The 17,068-nt window shown below is 47.2% G+C and carries 14 protein-coding genes; 6 read left to right on the top strand and 8 right to left on the bottom strand.

The window, feature by feature from the left end; all coding sequences use genetic code 11:
• Window positions 1–6: 6 nt before the first annotated feature.
• Together NAF29_RS12015 and nudF are read right to left on the bottom strand one after the other, a co-directional pair.
• Window positions 7–468, bottom strand: a complete 462-nt coding sequence (locus NAF29_RS12015) for a DUF1249 domain-containing protein (protein ID WP_251261826.1) — start codon at window positions 466–468, stop codon at window positions 7–9.
• Complete coding sequence (gene nudF / locus NAF29_RS12010) at window positions 447–1,073, bottom strand: ADP-ribose diphosphatase (protein ID WP_251261825.1); 627 nt, start codon at window positions 1,071–1,073, stop codon at window positions 447–449. The genes NAF29_RS12015 and nudF overlap by 22 nt, the downstream gene beginning before the upstream one ends.
• Window positions 1,074–1,269: 196 nt before the next feature.
• Here nudF and tolC point away from each other — a divergent pair, with 196 nt between their 5' ends.
• Window positions 1,270–2,595 (top strand): outer membrane channel protein TolC, encoded by a 1,326-nt coding sequence (gene tolC / locus NAF29_RS12005; RefSeq protein ID WP_251261824.1) that lies wholly within the window; start codon window positions 1,270–1,272, stop codon window positions 2,593–2,595.
• An 86-nt stretch (window positions 2,596–2,681) separates the two neighbouring features.
• On the opposite strand, the gene hldE is transcribed toward tolC, so the two are convergent.
• On the bottom strand, window positions 2,682–4,115 hold the full coding sequence (gene hldE / locus NAF29_RS12000; protein WP_251261823.1) for a bifunctional D-glycero-beta-D-manno-heptose-7-phosphate kinase/D-glycero-beta-D-manno-heptose 1-phosphate adenylyltransferase HldE: 1,434 nt from the start codon (window positions 4,113–4,115) through the stop codon (window positions 2,682–2,684).
• Window positions 4,116–4,248: 133 nt separating this feature from the next.
• Between hldE and lpxL the strand changes: the two genes are divergently transcribed.
• A complete protein-coding gene (gene lpxL, locus NAF29_RS11995) occupies window positions 4,249–5,178 on the top strand; it encodes an LpxL/LpxP family Kdo(2)-lipid IV(A) lauroyl/palmitoleoyl acyltransferase (RefSeq protein WP_251261822.1) in 930 nt (309 codons plus the stop codon).
• Here the strand turns inward: lpxL and NAF29_RS11990 are convergent.
• The 3 genes from NAF29_RS11990 to NAF29_RS11980 are packed head-to-tail and all read right to left on the bottom strand — an operon-like array spanning window position 5,172 to window position 10,124.
• Window positions 5,172–5,663, bottom strand: a complete 492-nt coding sequence (locus NAF29_RS11990) for a hypothetical protein (RefSeq protein WP_251261821.1) — start codon at window positions 5,661–5,663, stop codon at window positions 5,172–5,174. The two genes, lpxL and NAF29_RS11990, sit on opposite strands and share 7 nt — an antisense overlap.
• On the bottom strand, window positions 5,638–8,541 hold the full coding sequence (gene glnE, locus NAF29_RS11985) for a bifunctional [glutamate--ammonia ligase]-adenylyl-L-tyrosine phosphorylase/[glutamate--ammonia-ligase] adenylyltransferase (RefSeq protein WP_251261819.1): 2,904 nt from the start codon (window positions 8,539–8,541) through the stop codon (window positions 5,638–5,640). The genes NAF29_RS11990 and glnE overlap by 26 nt, the downstream gene beginning before the upstream one ends.
• Before the next feature lie 29 nt (window positions 8,542–8,570).
• On the bottom strand, window positions 8,571–10,124 hold the full coding sequence (locus tag NAF29_RS11980) for a CYTH and CHAD domain-containing protein (RefSeq protein WP_251261818.1): 1,554 nt from the start codon (window positions 10,122–10,124) through the stop codon (window positions 8,571–8,573).
• 98 nt (window positions 10,125–10,222) lie between these two features.
• Between NAF29_RS11980 and NAF29_RS11975 the strand changes: the two genes are divergently transcribed.
• The 4 genes from NAF29_RS11975 (at window position 10,223) to putA (ending at window position 16,241) form a co-directional block, all read left to right on the top strand.
• Window positions 10,223–10,903: a TIGR00153 family protein gene (locus NAF29_RS11975; protein ID WP_251261817.1), complete on the top strand. Its 681-nt coding sequence runs from the start codon at window positions 10,223–10,225 to the stop codon at window positions 10,901–10,903.
• 37 nt (window positions 10,904–10,940) lie between these two features.
• On the top strand, window positions 10,941–12,212 hold the full coding sequence (locus tag NAF29_RS11970; RefSeq protein ID WP_251261816.1) for an inorganic phosphate transporter: 1,272 nt from the start codon (window positions 10,941–10,943) through the stop codon (window positions 12,210–12,212).
• A gap of 127 nt (window positions 12,213–12,339) precedes the next feature.
• Complete coding sequence (locus tag NAF29_RS11965; protein WP_251261815.1) at window positions 12,340–12,939, top strand: TIGR04211 family SH3 domain-containing protein; 600 nt, start codon at window positions 12,340–12,342, stop codon at window positions 12,937–12,939.
• A 137-nt stretch (window positions 12,940–13,076) separates the two neighbouring features.
• Window positions 13,077–16,241 carry a bifunctional proline dehydrogenase/L-glutamate gamma-semialdehyde dehydrogenase PutA gene (gene putA, locus NAF29_RS11960; RefSeq protein WP_251261814.1) on the top strand — a complete coding sequence of 1,055 codons (3,165 nt, stop codon included), beginning with the start codon at window positions 13,077–13,079 and terminating at the stop codon, window positions 16,239–16,241.
• A gap of 67 nt (window positions 16,242–16,308) precedes the next feature.
• Here the strand turns inward: putA and NAF29_RS11955 are convergent, their stop codons facing one another.
• Window positions 16,309–16,701, bottom strand: a complete 393-nt coding sequence (locus NAF29_RS11955) for a DUF1294 domain-containing protein (RefSeq protein ID WP_251261813.1) — start codon at window positions 16,699–16,701, stop codon at window positions 16,309–16,311.
• A complete protein-coding gene (locus NAF29_RS11950; protein WP_251261812.1) occupies window positions 16,698–17,054 on the bottom strand; it encodes a GFA family protein in 357 nt (118 codons plus the stop codon). Before NAF29_RS11950 ends, NAF29_RS11955 begins: the two co-directional genes overlap by 4 nt.
• Window positions 17,055–17,068: the final 14 nt, after the last annotated feature.

Here is a 17,068-nt window from a genome sequence, read left to right as displayed (position 1 = left end):
TACCAATCAACTCAAACTGTTATTAAATACGTTTGTCGGTTTAATGCCATGTTCAAAGCAAAAACTCAGCCACTCAGCTAGAAATCTGTTTATTTGTATTTTTTCATCTCTTTGATGCATCCGACTATTAGGATAATCATAGCGTGCGCGAACACCTGAGATCTGCTGACTGCTTAACACTTCTGCCATTCGGGCATCGTGATACATGCGTACTTCCATTGATGGTTTAATGTAACTGGGCCCTAGAGCTTTATTTTGACTAATTTCAATGGTGGTGGTGTAACGCGCCAGCTCAACAACAGTTAACGTGACTTTTTGCTCTCCATCATGACCGAACACCAACGATGTTTCATTTCCCAAGCCAAGCAGCAGGCGATCCAAACTGACGTAATTGCGGGTGCAGCAAGCCTGCAACTCGGCTAAGTCAGGAATGTAACGCTTTTTATTCAACGAGACGTAGGATGCCATTGTTGTCGTATTCGTTCATGATTCAATGCTAACCATTGTAACCCGATAATGGTGGCCGCATTGTCTATTTTTCCATTTTGTAACAAATTCATGGCTTCCAGCCGACTTACACAATGTACTTTAATGTCTTCATGTTCAGATGCGAGACCATGCAATCCGCCAGCATTTGAGCTATTTACGTGTCCTGCAAACAGTGTCAATCGTTCATTGCAACCACCTGGACTAGGCAAATACGAACAGATGAGTTCAGTCTGCACAACCGTTAATCCCGCCTCCTCTTCACTTTCACGAATAGCAACACCTTCTGCGGTTTCTCCCGGCTCAATAATTCCTGCCACCAGTTCCAACAACCACGGATGATCGCTCGTTGCCACCGCACCTAAGCGAAACTGTTCGAGTATTACCACTTCATCGCGAACCGGATCGTACGGTAATAATGCCGCTGCATGACCACGTTCCATCATTTCGCGTGACATCACCGGTGTCCATCCACCAGCAAACAATCGATGCTTCAACATGTAATTGTTCATCGTGAAAAAGCCTTCCGACATTTTTTCAACACGGACAATCTCAACATCACTTTTGTCAAATTCAGACGCTACCATCAATAAAAACTCCAATTCGGATTAGTAAGGCGTTAAAAGCATGTTAGCAAAAAAATATTTACACTTTGTTTGTAGGGGATTTAAACAAATCGCGTCATAATAAATCTTAAAAATCATATACACTTGTCTACACAAAGCTATATTTAGATATAACAAAATTTAGACACAACAAATTGTCAGGAACAGGATCGCATCTATGACACATAAACTTCGCGCACTGACCATTGGATTGGGACTTGCTATTGCCAGCACGAGTTCATTTGCTGACGACCTTTATCAAATCTATCAAAAGGCTCTAGAAAAAGATCCTGTGCTGCTGCAATCTCTGGCCGCTAAAAAATCCGCTATGGAAGCTGTAAGCGTGAGTCGTGCTCCGCTATTACCTCAAATTAGTTTAACCGCTGATTATTCCGCACTGTCGAGCAATCGCGATATTCGCGAACAAGACAACGGTGGTGCGCAGGTGGGTTTAAACCAAAGCATCTACGACCGCTCTAACTGGGTAGGTTTAGATCGCGCTGAAAAAGTAGCAAGCCAAGCTGGAACCGCTTATGAAGCAGAGCTGCAAGGGCTAATGCTTCGCGTGAGCGATGCGTACTTTGCGGTATTGTCTGCAATGGACCAGGTTGAATTTGCTCAGGCCACAAAACGCGCTATTGCGCGTCAATTAGAGCAAACCAAACAACGTTTTGCCGTGGGTTTAACCGCCATTACTGATGTACACGAAGCGCAGGCAGAATACGACCAATCTGTGGCTGATGAAATTGTTGCCTTAAATACACTTGATAACAGCTACGAAGGTTTGCGTGAAATTACAGGCATGTATCACAAAGACTTAAACGTTCTCAATACTGAGCGTTTTTCTCCGGTGCAGCCAGAGCCGACGCAATCTGACGCTTGGCAGACCATGGCAAGTGAAAAGAATTTGCAAGTGATTGCTCAGCAACTGGGTGTCGATATTGCTCGCCAAGACATTGATTTAGCCTCTTCGGGCCACTGGCCAACGTTTTCATTGTTCGCGCAGATGAATTTCTCTGACACCGACTATGACAATATTGATAATAAGAGTAGCTACACCGACAACGTCATCGGCGTTCAGATGAACTTACCGATTTACACCGGTGGCGCTACAAGTGCTCGAACAGCAGTCGCACGAGCAAACTTCGTGAACGCAAGCGAAAAGTTGAATGAAACATACCGCGCGGCCATGCGCGATGTGATTAACTCGTACAACGACGTCAACGCCACAATCAGTGCGGTGAAAGCGTTTGAGCAAACCGTTATTTCACGTGAAAGTTCATTGCAAGCCACAGAAGCAGGTTTCGAAGTGGGTACGCGTACAATTGTTGATGTATTAGATTCAACAAGAAACTTGTACGACGCACGTAGCCGATTATCAGATGCACGCTACAGCTATATCCTTGCGGTACTTAACCTCAAGCTCGCAGCCGGAACTCTAAGCGAAAGCGATATTCAACTCGTGAATAACGGCTTAACGCGCCCCCAACAGCCAACCAATTAATCTTGCGGGTTACCTCGTAAAAAAAGGAGCGCTTAGCGCTCCTTTTTTTATTTTAATTCAACAACATATATGCCTATACTCGTTCATTAATCTTGGTTTTGTTGTCGAATTCGATCAATAATTTGAGTCGTCGAACAGCCATCCTCGAAATGCAGTACTGTCACCTCTCCGCCGTTATCCCAAACGGCATCAGCACCGGCAATCTGCTCAGGAGTGTAGTCACCACCTTTCACCAAAACATTCGGTAATACTTCACCAATTAAGCGAGCCGGCGTGTCTTCCGTGAATGGCACAACCCAATCCACATCGCCTAAAGCTGCGAGTACCGCCATTCGGCGTTCCAAGGGGTTCACTGGGCGCCCAGGTCCTTTCAAACGAGCCACTGAATCATCGGCATTGACTGCAACAATTAATCGATGCCCTAATGCTCTGGCGGCTTGTAAGTACGAAACATGACCCGCATGAAGAATGTCAAAACAACCATTAGTCATGACGATTTTTTCGCCTCGCGCTGCGGCTTGCACCACGGCAAAACGTAATTGTTCCTCAGTGACTACGCCAAAACCTGATTCAGATTGCTCTGCAATGGCTTGCGCAAGCTCCATTTGAGAAACTGTTGACGTGCCAAGCTTACCCACCACTATCCCTGCAGCAATATTAGCCAACGCACACGATGCTGGCATGCTTGCCCCTGCTGCAAGTGATGCGGCAAGTACCGAGATCACTGTGTCGCCAGCGCCTGTCACGTCGTACACTTCTTTCACTACGGCTGGAAGGTGCAGTTCCGCTTGATCGGCAGTGATCAGTGTCATGCCCTGCTCTCCGCGCGTCACTAGTAGCGCATCAAGCTCTAATTCCTGTCGCAGTGCATGCGCTTTTTCAACAAGTTCTTGTTCAGTGTTGCAGCACCCAACGACAAGCTCGAATTCACTTAAATTCGGCGTCATTAACGTTGCGCCTCGGTATTTTTCGAACTCACTTCCTTTAGGATCTACCAGCACAGGAATACCATTGCGCTTGGCGATGGCAATCATCTCGCTGACCTGGCTGAGGGCACCTTTGGCATAGTCGGATAAAATCGCAATACCCGCACCTTGAATTGCAGTTTCAAAATCAGCCAACAACGGCGACGCATCGACTTCAGCAAAGTTGTCTTCAAAATCTAATCGAATGAGCTGCTGATGGCGGCTCAAAACGCGAAGTTTTGTGATGGTGGGGCAATGCCCGACTTGCTGAAAGTGAGTGGCAATTCCCACACCGGACAAAGCGGTGCCAAGTGCGTCTGCCGCTTCATCTTTTCCGGTCATGCCTAACAGCTCGGTATGGACCGTTAATGCCGCCAAATTCAATGCAACATTGGCGGCTCCACCTGGACGGTCATCCAGTTGTTCAACTTTCACAACAGGCACCGGTGCTTCAGGGCTAATACGGCTCGTTGGTCCCTGCCAATAGCGGTCCAACATTAAATCACCAGCAACCACAACTCGGGCTGTTGAATAATCAGGCAAGGTTAATTTCATGAATATCTCTGACAAGAAATGACTTGCACAGTTTAACATAGGATTTCAAATCAGATCCCCCTGCGTGTGACTTTCACAGAGCGCAGCTCTCCGCTAAACTAGCGGGATAACAAACTGATAGATCATCCATTCAATGCCCAATAAATCGCCTGGTGACTTCCAACTAAAGATGCTCCACCCCAAATATTGGCCTATTTGGTGTGGCTATGGCGTACTTTGGCTCATTGTTCAGATGCCATTTCGTTGGATTATTCAATTCGGATTAGGCGTGGGTTGGTTGGCGGGTCGCATTCTAAAAAGCCGTCGGCATGTTGCGGCCACCAATATTCGATTATGTTTCCCTGAACTGTCAGTCCAAGAACAACATCAATTAGTGGAACAAAACCTCAAAGAAGCGGGTGTTTCGCTCATGGAAACAGGCATTGCTTGGTTTTGGAGCCGAAAACGAATCCTTCAACTCATTGACTTTGAGGGCGACGAGCACATCCAAAACGCACTCAATAACAACAAGGGTATGTTGATGTTGGCCTGCCACATGATGAATTTAGAAGTGGGATGCCGCATGTTTGCTGAACTGCATCACGCCAATGGCTTATATCGCCCCAACAAAAACCTCGTGTTGGAATATTTCCAATACAACGGCCGTTCACGCACGGGCGCAGGCATGCTCGATCGAAATAATATTCGAGCTGCGTTTCGCGCGCTGAAGAAAGGCGAGCGTCTTTGGTATGCCCCGGATCAAGATTTGGGGCCTCGGCGATCCATATTTGTGCCGTTTTTTGGCATTGAAGATACAGCAACCACTCCTGCTGCCGGACCTTTAGCGGACAAAGGCAATGCCGTGGTAGTGCCATTTATGCAGTATCGAAAAGCAGATAATTCAGGTTATAAGATGGTGCTTCAAGCGCCACTCGAAAACTTTCCGGCCGGCGATGAAATTGTTGATACAACGCGTATTAACGCGGTGATTGAGCAGAATATTCGTCAATGTCCTAGCCAATATTTGTGGGTACATCGACGTTTCAAAACCAGGCCCGAACGTTCAATGCCTTCGCGTTACTGAGCCTCTTCTTCGGATGACGTATCAGTTTGCCAACGCTCTTTAGCAAAGTCATACACTAAACGCCGCCAACTTTCGCCTTCCCAATTTTTGGTTTTGATTTGCCGCACGAGCGTATTCCAACGCACATACACCTTGTCTTGCCCCACATATCCTGAAAGTTGTTCTGCCGAAGGCGGCTCTAGCCAACGCTCACTGTAGTAACCCTCTTTCCAGCTAAACACTTGTAGCTTTTCAAGCTTACCATTGAACTCTGCCGTCATAACAATGTCGGGGGCGCTCTGCCCCGTTAGCCGCTCTAACCACAATCCGCTAATCGCCGCTGTATAGGCTTGGTAAAGTGTTTGCTGCTGTCCTTGGGGCGCTTTGACCCCTAACACATACATTCCTCGTGAACATGAACCGGTTAACTCCACTTGAACAACATAGTCAAAGCGCTCTTCGCTTAGTTCATGCTGACATTCATTCGACAGTGCGCTCCAACTCAAGCAAACGCTGCTCAGCATCATTAAAAAACGAACGCCAAATTGTTTTGACCTGCTCTCTTTCATTCAAAAACTCCGAATTAGGCACTTTGGCTTTTTCGCATTGCAACGCCAGACGATGACCTCGATTGCGATAACTAATGTAAGCGTGAGTCAATTGTTGTGACTGCTCATCGCTCAATATATTAAGTGAATTAGCGGTTTCAAATATTCTGACATTATCCGGCCAATCAGACAGTACCCGTTGCTTATTGCTAAAATTAAGCACCAAAAATTGGGCTAAAAACTCAATATCAGCAATACCACCTGCGTCTTGCTTTAAGTCGAACACATCGGCGTCATTCGACCCCAAGTGGTCACGCATTTTGTGGCGCATCTTCACGACCTCTTGAGCAAGATCTTCGGCCACTCGTGGTAAACACAAAATCTGCTGACGAATGTCAGCAAATGCGCTGAGTAAATTGTGCTGACCAAATACAGCTCTGGCGCGCACGAGTGCTTGATGCTCCCACACCCACGCTTCTTCACGTTGGTAATTGGCAAAGCCATCTAAATGCGTAACTAATACACCCGATGCACCTGAGGGGCGCAACCTTAAGTCAATTTCGTACAATTCACCAGAGTGAGTTCGCGTAGTCATAATATGACTGACTCGTTGTACAAGTTTGGCAAAGAACTGGCCAGTATCAATCGACTTCGCTCCGTTGGTATAACCACGAGGTACGAGGTGAAAGAACACAATATCTAAATCAGAACCGTACCCGAGCTCCAAACCGCCAAGCTTGCCATAACCAATGACTGACAAACATTCGTCCACCTGATTGACCCCTTCGGGGGTGCCAAAGCGTTCTTTGAGTTGCGACCATGCTGCATGAATACAAAAACCTAACAACACCTCTGCCAAACGAGTTAAGTGATCGCTCACCTTCATGACAGGCAAAGTTCCAGTGACATCAGCAGCAGCAATACGAAGTTGTTGAATTTGCTTAAAGTGGCGCAAGCCTTCCATTTGTTGCTCTAAATCGTCCTCAGACACACGCAACATGAATTGACGCAATTCATCTTGATATGCATCCAGTTCAGTGGTGTCTACCAACTGAGCGGGGTCGAGCAACTCATCCAACAACATAGGATGACGAGCCAGCTCCGAGGCAATCCAACCACTGCTTGAACAGAGCAACACTAACTGCGCCAATGCCTGCTCACTTTCCACCAATAATTCGAGGTAAGTGGCGCGGGTCAAAATCGGTTCAATCACCCCTAGAATTGCCGCAAGATGCTGAGCTGGTTGCGCTAATTCACAAACGCAACCAAGTAACTTAGGCATCAAATGTTCAAGCGCGTCTCGACCACGTGGCCCCAATTGCCGTTTATGCGACTTGTCGTAGAAGTTTTGCAGTGCAATATAGAAATCGCGTGAATGTTCAGTCACAAGTTCTTCGCAAGCGGACTCAACCAAGCTGTCCTCCCACACCGCAGGCCACAACGGCATAGCTTTGAGCGTACTTTGTGGTGGCTGCTGTTCGCCGGGCTGCTCACCAATCACTTCATCAAAGCACTGATGCACATAGCCGCGCACTTGAGCAAGCTCAGCAAGTAAGTCTTGCCATTGAGCGTGACCCATTGCCGCGGCAATGCGCGATTGAGTAAACGCGTCTGCCGGTAGGGTTTGAGTCTGTTCATCGGCAATGCCTTGCAGCATATGCTCTAGTTTACGGAGGTAGCGATAGCTTTCTGCCAACTGAGTTACGTTTGTGTCTGGGAGGATCTCGAACTGCTCGATAGTTGCCAGTGTTTGCAGCAAGTTTCTAACTCTCAATTCGGGCTCTCGGCCACCTCGAATTAGCTGTTGTGATTGCGCTACAAACTCAACTTCTCGAATGCCTCCTGCTCCCAGTTTAATATTGGTATCGAGTTGGCGCCGCTTGACTTCTTGCTGAATCAGCAATTTCATTTTACGCAATGATTGAAAGGCAGAAAAATCGATATAGCGGCGATATACAAATGGCTGTAATAGCTGAGCCAGTTCTTGTTGACTCTCACTTTTAGGCCCCAAAACTCGGCCCTTAACCATGGCATACCGTTCCCACTCACGGCCATGATGCTGGTAGTAATCTTCAAACGCAGAAAACGGCATCACTAAAGGTCCGCTATCGCCAAAAGGGCGCAAGCGCATGTCCACCACAAACAAAGAACCGTCCACCGTGGTTTGATTCAGTACATTAATAAGCCGTTGGCCTAAGCGAATAAAAAATTCTTGGTTGTCACGCTCTTTGCGTGCACCTTTCGTGGCTCCAGCTTCGGAGTAAGTAAAAATCAAATCCACATCAGAAGAAACGTTTAACTCGCATCCTCCAAGCTTGCCCATGCCAATCACGAACATGGTTTGCCGACTGCCTGAGCGCCCTGTTGGAACGCCCCAACGTTGCTCCAAACTATGCTGCAACCAATCTCGAGCCTGAAGAATGGCTTCATCAGCCAAGGCTGATGTTGCTTCAAGCACTTCATCCAATGAGGCTAGGCCCATCATGTCGCGCCAAATGATATGACTCTGAATTTTCCGACGCATTCGACGCAGCGCAGCCATTAAAGACGCTTCAGAGTCAACGCTTTCAAGCGCTGTGGCGATTTCATCATGAATGCGCAGGGTGGTTACGGCTTGCTCAAATGATCCTGTTTGCAGCCACTCAACCGCCTGCTGAGGAACAGCATAAAACGACTCATAGATAAAATCAGACAGTGCGAACGCGTAGGTAAGTTCGCTTTTTATGGTGGAAACATCGAGCGGGGCGGCTTTGTCTTCAAATTTAAGCCACTGATTTTGAGCGTACTCTTGAATTTCAGGTGTTAAATCAGAATATTCGAGTGGCGATATAGCCATGATAGATTCCTTGTGAAAACAACACGCTACTAGCGCCAATAAGCGTCCATTGATAGTGCAGACTGTTTGCTTTGCTCCACTAACTCAACCCATGATTTGCGCTTGCGATGCAGCCATCGTTCAAACGCTTTACGTTCAGTCAGTTCAAGTTGCACTGTAAATTGTTCTAAAAACTTCAATAAAGCCAATTCTTGGCAGCCTTTGAGCATGTCATGCCAAGGGCCACGATAGCCAGTAGTAGCATCTTCATCAAACATGCGTCTGAAACAGTTGCCGCTGAGCAAGGAGCGCTCTAAGCGCTCACAGCCATCAGCATAATGCTCCGCGCTTAGTGACTCGTGAATCGGAAAGCGTTCTTTAACATGCTGTAACGAATGGTCGAGTACGTGTCGCGCTAACTCGGCAATAGGCGCTTCAAGTTCAGGCTGGGCTTCGCCTTCAGAACGCCAACCATGGCACACAAGCCATTGGCTCAAATCCAAAAACCATTGGCTGTAACCGGCGCTGACAAACATCGCTTGTGCTTCTAGACGTTGAGTTTCACTGCCACCCTTGCGTAAGCTTTTTCGCACCAAAGGCTTATCGTCAAGGCGTTTCATATAACGCTGTTTTTCTGCCAAGATCTGCTCCCGATACATTTCGTCAGAAACCCAGCCTAGTTTGAGCAGCCAAGGTTTTGCTAGCCCCAATGGCATCAGTGATTCGTCACTTAAAACATTCGACAAATAATGTCGAATTTGCAGCAGCCAAAGTAGACCATGCCGCACCTCTTGAAGGGCGCGAATATCATGGGTTGCGACAAATACATCTTCATTGGTTTGAAGATGCTTCACAGCCGCTCCCACCAAAGTCACCAAAGACGCTTCAATATTGGTGTTTCTATCCAATGCCAGCACAGGCAAAGGCTGAGCCGATAAATCGGGAGCCCCGTCCATGAGGCGATAGCCTCGGGCTGCCTTGCTTGACTGGCCTAAACGGATACTAAAATGCTGACTGAGCTCTTTTGCAAATTGGAACAACAAGCTTGGAGCCCCCTTAACCAGTTCAAATTCCATTTCACAAATGGGCAAAGAATCATCCCCAGCGCTCACTTGTCCCACATCCAATACCGCCTCGATGATGGCATCGTCGGCAAAACTAAGTAACCAGGTTTTACGCTTGAAATTGGTTTCGAATTGCGGCTGAAGTGAATTTTGCAGCGTGGATATATCGGTATTCTCAGGCCAAATATCACGTTCGAATAGGAACAAGTCCGGCCGTCTACCATCAATGGGAATATTGTATTCGGGGCGAGAATGTAAGCCACCAATGACTTTTCCCGCTGTTTTTAAAGTTTGCTCTGAGCGGCCATCAACGGTTCGAACTCTCAATCCACAATCCATGCTACGCAATTGCCGATCTCTCGTATCAAAATAAATATTTCCTAGCTCTCGTTCATAAAAATTAACGAGCTCAGAACGACAATTCATCCAATCGGTCAGATTTGATAAGTCTTCAGACGCCACTAAAAGCTTTAATTCTATCTCTGTATCCATGCCTATCTTCGCTGATTGACGAATGTTTCTGCCCGCGGCAGCTATCATTCATTTGAATTTGTCTTATTTTTTTAATACCAAGGTGGGCATGTTTTCGTTACCATGCCCGCAAAATTATCGTCGTCATTGGTTAAGGAACATCATTTATGCCATTTTCCAACATTCTGGGCGTGTTTGCGCAGTCGCCGATCAAACCACTCGTAGAACATATTAATAAAGTTCACTCTTGCTGCGAAGCTTTAATACCGTTTTTTGAAGCTGCATTCGCAAAGGACTGGGAACTCGCCTCGACGCGCCACAATGACGTATCGATGAAAGAAAAGGAAGCTGACGCCCTTAAAGCTTCAGCCAGAAGCAGACTCCCAGCCGGAATTTTCATGCCGGTAGAACGCACTGACATGCTTAATTTGCTCTCCCAGCAAGACAAAATGGCTAACCGAGCCAAAGACGTTTCAGGCCGAATTTTAGGACGCTGCCTAGAAATACCCGAACCTATTGCTGAAGATTTCATGGCCTATATCAAACGTTGTATCGATGCTGTAGAGCAAGCGCGAAAAGCCGTGAATGAGCTTGATGATTTACTTGAAACAGGTTTTGCCGGACGCGAAGTCAACCTTGTTGAAAACATGGTGGCCGAGCTCGACAAAATCGAAGATGACACAGACCACATGCAAATTCTATTACGTCGCAAATTGATGGGCTTAGAATCTGACATGAACCCGATCGATGTCATGTTTTTATACAAAGTATTTGAGTTAGCAGGTGATATTGCCAACAGCGCAGATTCTGCTGGTAGCCGACTCGAACAAATGCTTTCTCGCTTCTAATTAAAAATATTAAGACGTTATAACTTAAGGATACATCATGGTCGACGTACTCATTCAGCACGGTCCACTACTCATTATAATTGCCGCAACTGTTGGCTTTTTCATGGCGTGGGGTATCGGTGCAAATGACGTTGCTAATGCAATGGGAACTTCGGTAGGTTCGAAAGCCCTCACAATTAAGCAAGCGATTATTGTTGCGATGATTTTCGAATTTGCCGGTGCTTACCTCGCAGGTGGCGAAGTTACTAGTACTATTCGAAAAGGCATTATTGATGCGGGCTACTTTACAAACAGCCCCGAGTTACTCGTATTCGGTATGATCGCATCATTGCTTGCAGCAGGCGTGTGGTTGCTTGCCGCGAGTTATTTAGGCTGGCCCGTTTCTACAACGCACTCCATTATCGGTGCAATCGTTGGCTTTTCAGCCGTCGGTGTTGGGGTTGAAAGTGTACACTGGGGCAAAGTAGGTGGCATTGTTGGAAGCTGGGTTGTGACTCCTGCCCTTTCCGGCGTACTGGCGTATCTTATATTCCAATCGGCACAAAAGCTCATTTTCGATACTGACAATCCAATCCGCCAAGCCAAACGCTACGTGCCTATGTACATGGCCTTTGCTGGTTTTGTTATGTCTTTGGTGACGATTAAAAAAGGCCTGAAGCACATTGGCTTACACTTTGATAATGCTGAAGCCTATGGATTAGCCATCGCCATTGCAGTAGTTGTTGGCATCGTCGGCTCTATTGTTATAGGCCGACTGCAACTAGACGAAAAAGCCGATCGCCACACCATGTTCGAGAACTTAGAGCGCATCTTCGCAGTACTCATGGTTCTCACAGCATGTTGTATGGCGTTTGCTCATGGTTCAAACGATGTTGCAAACGCAATCGGTCCATTGGCAGCGGTAGTAAGCATTGTGAACAGTGAAGGCGAAATTGGCAGTAAGGCCGCACTTGCTTGGTGGATTCTTCCATTAGGCGCTGTGGGCATCGTTGCTGGTTTGGCTATTTTTGGCCACCGCGTGATTGCGACCATCGGTAAAGGCATTACCCACCTAACACCTAGCCGAGGTTTTGCGGCTGAACTTGCGGCGGCCTCAACGGTTGTGATTGCATCAGGTACAGGCTTACCTATTTCAACCACTCAAACCCTCGTTGGTGCTGTGCTCGGTGTTGGATTGGCGCGCGGAATTGCGGCTTTGAATTTAGGCGTAATTCGCAATATTGTTGTATCTTGGGTTGTAACTCTCCCAGCAGGTGCTGGTCTGTCGATTGTATTCTTCTTCTTATTGAGAGCTGCATTCGGCGTGTAATCTTGTAGTCCGAATCATCGGCATATACCATGTGCTGGGCTATTTGTGAGAGGGAGCGTATGCTCCCTCTTGTATTTCTGCTGACAACTTCCTAGCATTGAATGGAAATCAACTCGTCGTAACGCATATGAAACAATCTATTTACTCAGCATGCTTCACAGCCTTATTGGCTTTGTCTACCGTTGTACCTGCTTCAGTTAACGCGGAAGAAAGCGGTTATTTTATTAGCGAAAATTTGTACACATATATGCACAGAGGGCCGGGTAAGCAATTTCGGATTCTCGGTAGTGTTAATTCATCATCACCAGTAGTCTTGCTAAACACCAGCGAGGACGGTGAGTTCGTTCAAATTCGCGACGGTAAAGACCGTGAAGGATGGATTGAAGCAGAGCATATATCGAAAGGTGAAAGCCGAAGCCAGCGAATAGACTCATTAACTGAGCAACTGAGCCAAGTGCGATCCCAACTAACAACTGAACAACAAGAAGTGAGTCGCTTAAACGACGTCATCGCCAATCTGCAAGAGCAATCTTCAACGCATCAAGGTACGTTAGTTGAGGTGCAAAAAGAACGCGATGTATTGCAACAACGTTTAAGCAACTACACTGACGAAATTGAAATGCAATGGTTCGTCAATGGCGGTGTTGTCGCTGGCGGCGGTGTATTGTTAGGGCTAATCCTTTCATTCCTGCCTCGCAGAAAAAAACGCCAAGACAACTGGATGTAATTTCAAAGTCATAAAAAGTTAGTCGATCATTGGGCCGCCTGTTCCCAATCTCTGCTCTCAAGAACGTTCAATAACAGTTCAGCCCGTATAGGGCTGACTATGATTACGTGTACTTGCAGTAGCAGAGAGGTCTCATCATGAGCGACAATAAATACTGGCTGACCAATGCCCCGATCGATTCCGATCTAGAAACGTTAAAGCAAAATATAAGCGAACATTACCTGCTCGACGAGAGCAGTACTGTGCAACATCTACTCAGTATGTTGCCGGATGATGACGTTCAACTTCTTTCTCTGTGCAAAAGAGCCGAACAATTAGTCGAACAAGTTCGAACTGATAATTCCGGCGATGGCTTAGATGCCTTCTTGCAACAATACAGTCTCGACACCCATGAAGGTATTGTCTTAATGTGTCTCGCAGAAGCCTTGCTTCGCATTCCCGATGCCGAGACCGCCGACGCCTTGATCCGCGATAAAATCAGCACCACCGACTGGACTAAATATCTCAAAGCCAGCGATTCTGTATTTGTAAACGCTTCAACTTGGGGGTTAATGCTGACAGGTAAAGTCATAAGCCCCTCCAGCGCCATAGACGATAAACCAGATAAATTACTCAACCGCCTGGTGGGCAAACTTGGCGAACCCATTGTGCGCCAAGCCATGTATGCCGCAATGAAAATCATGGGCAAGCAGTTTGTCCTAGGCACCACCATTAAAAATGCCTTAAAAGCAGCCACTGAAAACAGAAGACAAGGATATTGGCACTCGTTTGATATGCTGGGCGAATCGGCCTTGTCTCAAGACGATTCAAACTTCTATTTAAAGGCCTATATGCAAGCTATCGAAAGCGCGGCTGAACAGGCACAAAAAGATAAATCTCATCCCAAATCTGCCACAATTTCAATAAAACTCTCGGCATTGCACCCACGCTATGAAGTTGCACAAAAGTCTCGCGTGATGCGCGAACTCATCGATGATGTACTACCGCTGATTAAACGTGGTCGAGAACTAGATATTGGCATCACCATAGACGCTGAAGAAGCCGACCGCCAAGAGTTAGCGATTGCGGTATTTCAACGCCTTTATCAACATGACAATGTTAAAGGCTGGGGACATCTCGGTATGGCCGTGCAAGCTTACTCTAAAGCCGCGTTACCAGTGCTTCATTGGCTCAATGCGCTAAGCCACCAGCAAGGCGACGAAATACCCGTTCGCTTGGTGAAAGGCGCTTACTGGGATACCGAAATCAAACTAGCTCAAAGTTTAGGCCTGCCCTACTATCCTGTGTTTACTCGCAAAGCGAACACAGATGTGTCTTACTTGGCCTGTGCGAGCTTTTTATTGTCAGACCATACGCGAGGCAATATCTACCCGCAGTTTGCCACTCATAATGCTCACACCGTAGTTAGCATCATCGACATGGCAGGCAAGCGTGAATTTGAATTTCAACGGCTACACGGCATGGGCGAAGAACTTTATGACTTGGTACTCAAGCAATATCCAAGTATTCACTGCCGAATTTATGCCCCTGTAGGAAACCACAAAGATTTGCTGCCATATTTGGTTCGCCGCCTGCTGGAAAACGGTGCCAATACGTCGTTTGTACACAAGTTAATGGATCCCAAAGTTCCTGCCCGAGAGTTATCCGGCCACCCTGTGTTGCATTTGCGCGATAAAAACACGCTCGCCAATGACAAGATCCCGCTGCCTCCGAACATCTTCTCAGATCGCAAAAATTCGCTTGGCACCAACCTTCATATCGCAGCAATGAGCCAACCTTTTTACGAAGCTTTAGCACAATGGCAAACGCACCAATGGCAAGGTGCAAGCATGATCAATGGTAAGTCTACTGGCCAAAAAAATCGAGACGTTCAAAGCCCAGCGTTACATTCAGATATTGTCGGACAGGTGAATGACAGCGACGCACAACAAGTTTCACAGGCCATTGAAGTTGCGTATTCAGCTTTTCCTGGATGGAAACATACACCCGTTCAGCAACGCGCTTGGTTGCTGCTACGTCTAGCCGACAGTTTGGAGCAAAACAAATCTGAGTTGATTGCATTGTGCGTTCGAGAGGCCGGAAAAACACTGCAAGACTCCATCGATGAAGTCCGTGAAGCAGTTGATTTTTGTCGATATTATGCCCGTCAGTCGGAATTGAAGTTTTGCAATCCCATGGTCATGCCTGGCCCTACTGGAGAAAGCAATATATTGGGCTTCAGTGGGCGCGGTGTATTCGCTTGTATTAGCCCTTGGAACTTCCCGTTAGCCATTTTTATTGGTCAGATTGCAGCGGCTCTTGCCGCCGGTAATACAGTGGTCGCAAAGCCGGCTGAACAAACCAGTTTAATTGCCACCCGAACCTTTGAACTCATGTTCGAAATAGGATTCCCAACCGATGTAGTTCAACTGATCTGTGGTGACGGTGCCACCGTCGGCAACACCTTAACAAGCGACCCACGCATTTCCGGTGTTGTATTCACAGGCTCTACCAATACGGCGATGCGGATCAACCAAACGCTGGCAGCGCGCACCGGATCGATTGTGCCATTCATTGCTGAAACCGGCGGGCAGAATGCAATGATTGTTGATAGCACCGCGTTGCCTGAACAAGTGGTGACAGATGCCGTTCATTCAGCTTTTGCGAGCGCAGGGCAGCGTTGCTCTGCACTGCGTGTCATGTATGTACAAGAAGATATTGCTGATCGTGTGATCACGCTGCTTAAAGGCGCGATGGCGGAACTAAAAGTGGGCCACCCTAGCCACTACAGCAGCGACTTAGGCCCCGTCATTGACCAAGCCGCTCAAACAAAACTGCTGGCTCATATCGAGGCAATCACAACATCAGGTCAGTTGATTTATCAAACGCCTCTTGCCGCCGATGCTCAGCAGGGCTATTTTGTGCCACCGACCGCCATCGAGATCGAAGGCATCGAACAGCTCTCTGAAGAACAGTTTGGCCCGATCTTGCATGTGGTTCGTTTTAAAGCAAAAGAGCTCAACAAAATCGTCGACTCCATTAACGGCACAGGTTTTGGTTTAACGCTAGGTATTCACAGTCGCAATGAAGGTCGAGCCCAACAAATTGCACAGCGCATTAACGTCGGCAACGTCTACATCAATCGCGATCAAATTGGAGCTATGGTAGGCGTGCAGCCCTTTGGTGGGCAAGGGCTTTCAGGCACAGGCCCCAAAGCGGGAGGGCCGCAATATCTATTGCGCTTCGCAACGGAAAAAACCATTACCAACAACGTCACAGCCATTGGCGGTAATGCCACGCTATTAACGCTTGGCGATGCTTAACCAAGGCCAGTGTCAATGAACAACAAAAACGCCGTGTAAAAGCGGCGTTTCCATATCCATGCATTCACTACACCATGATGTGATGCCAATAATACATGCCTGTTGGTGTGGTTAAGCCGATAAATGCAATAACATTAACCACAACTGTCGCCCAAAACAACATACGGAACGAACGTTTCTGAGTTTTGTGGCGCAAGGTTTGTTGAGCGATCAGAGCCCCCGGCCAGCCTCCCAACAGCGCGACCCAGTGAAGTGTTTTTTCAGAGGTGCGCCATCGATCTTTTTTAGCAGCCGACTTATCAATGGCATACATAGCAAAAGCTAATAAGCTCAACACCAGATATAAAATTAGAATCCAATAGTGGACGCGCCCCAATGCAACAGCAAAACATACAATCAGTAAAAAGGTAACCGACCATTTAACGGCATTTGACGCGGGCTTGCGCACCACTTCAGTCACGGCAAAGATGCCCCATCAAAGATGTCAAAAGGGATTCGGCTAGAGTCGACACCATCAACACAGCCGAGATTAACGCGATATTGACCCGGTTTGCTTCGCGTTTGATGAAATGTGTAAATACCGCAGCGCTTACAAAAGTGATGTTTGGCAATTTCAGATCCAAACGTATAAGTGGCGAGCGCTTCGGTCTTGCCCTTAATTTGAAGCGCAGAAGGAGCAAGAGCGTATGTTGTCATCACCGCGCCCTTGCGGGCACACAAAGAGCAATTACAGCGGAGTCCTTTGGTGATGAGTTCACCCACAAACTTAAATGTGACATCTCCACAATGACAACTGCCTTGATATTCTGCCACGGCGGTCTCCTCTG

The sequence above is a fragment of the Echinimonas agarilytica genome (genome assembly GCF_023703465.1).
Classification (GTDB): Bacteria; Pseudomonadota; Gammaproteobacteria; order Enterobacterales; family Neiellaceae; genus Echinimonas; species Echinimonas agarilytica.
This window is presented reverse-complemented; position numbering and strand designations above follow the sequence as displayed.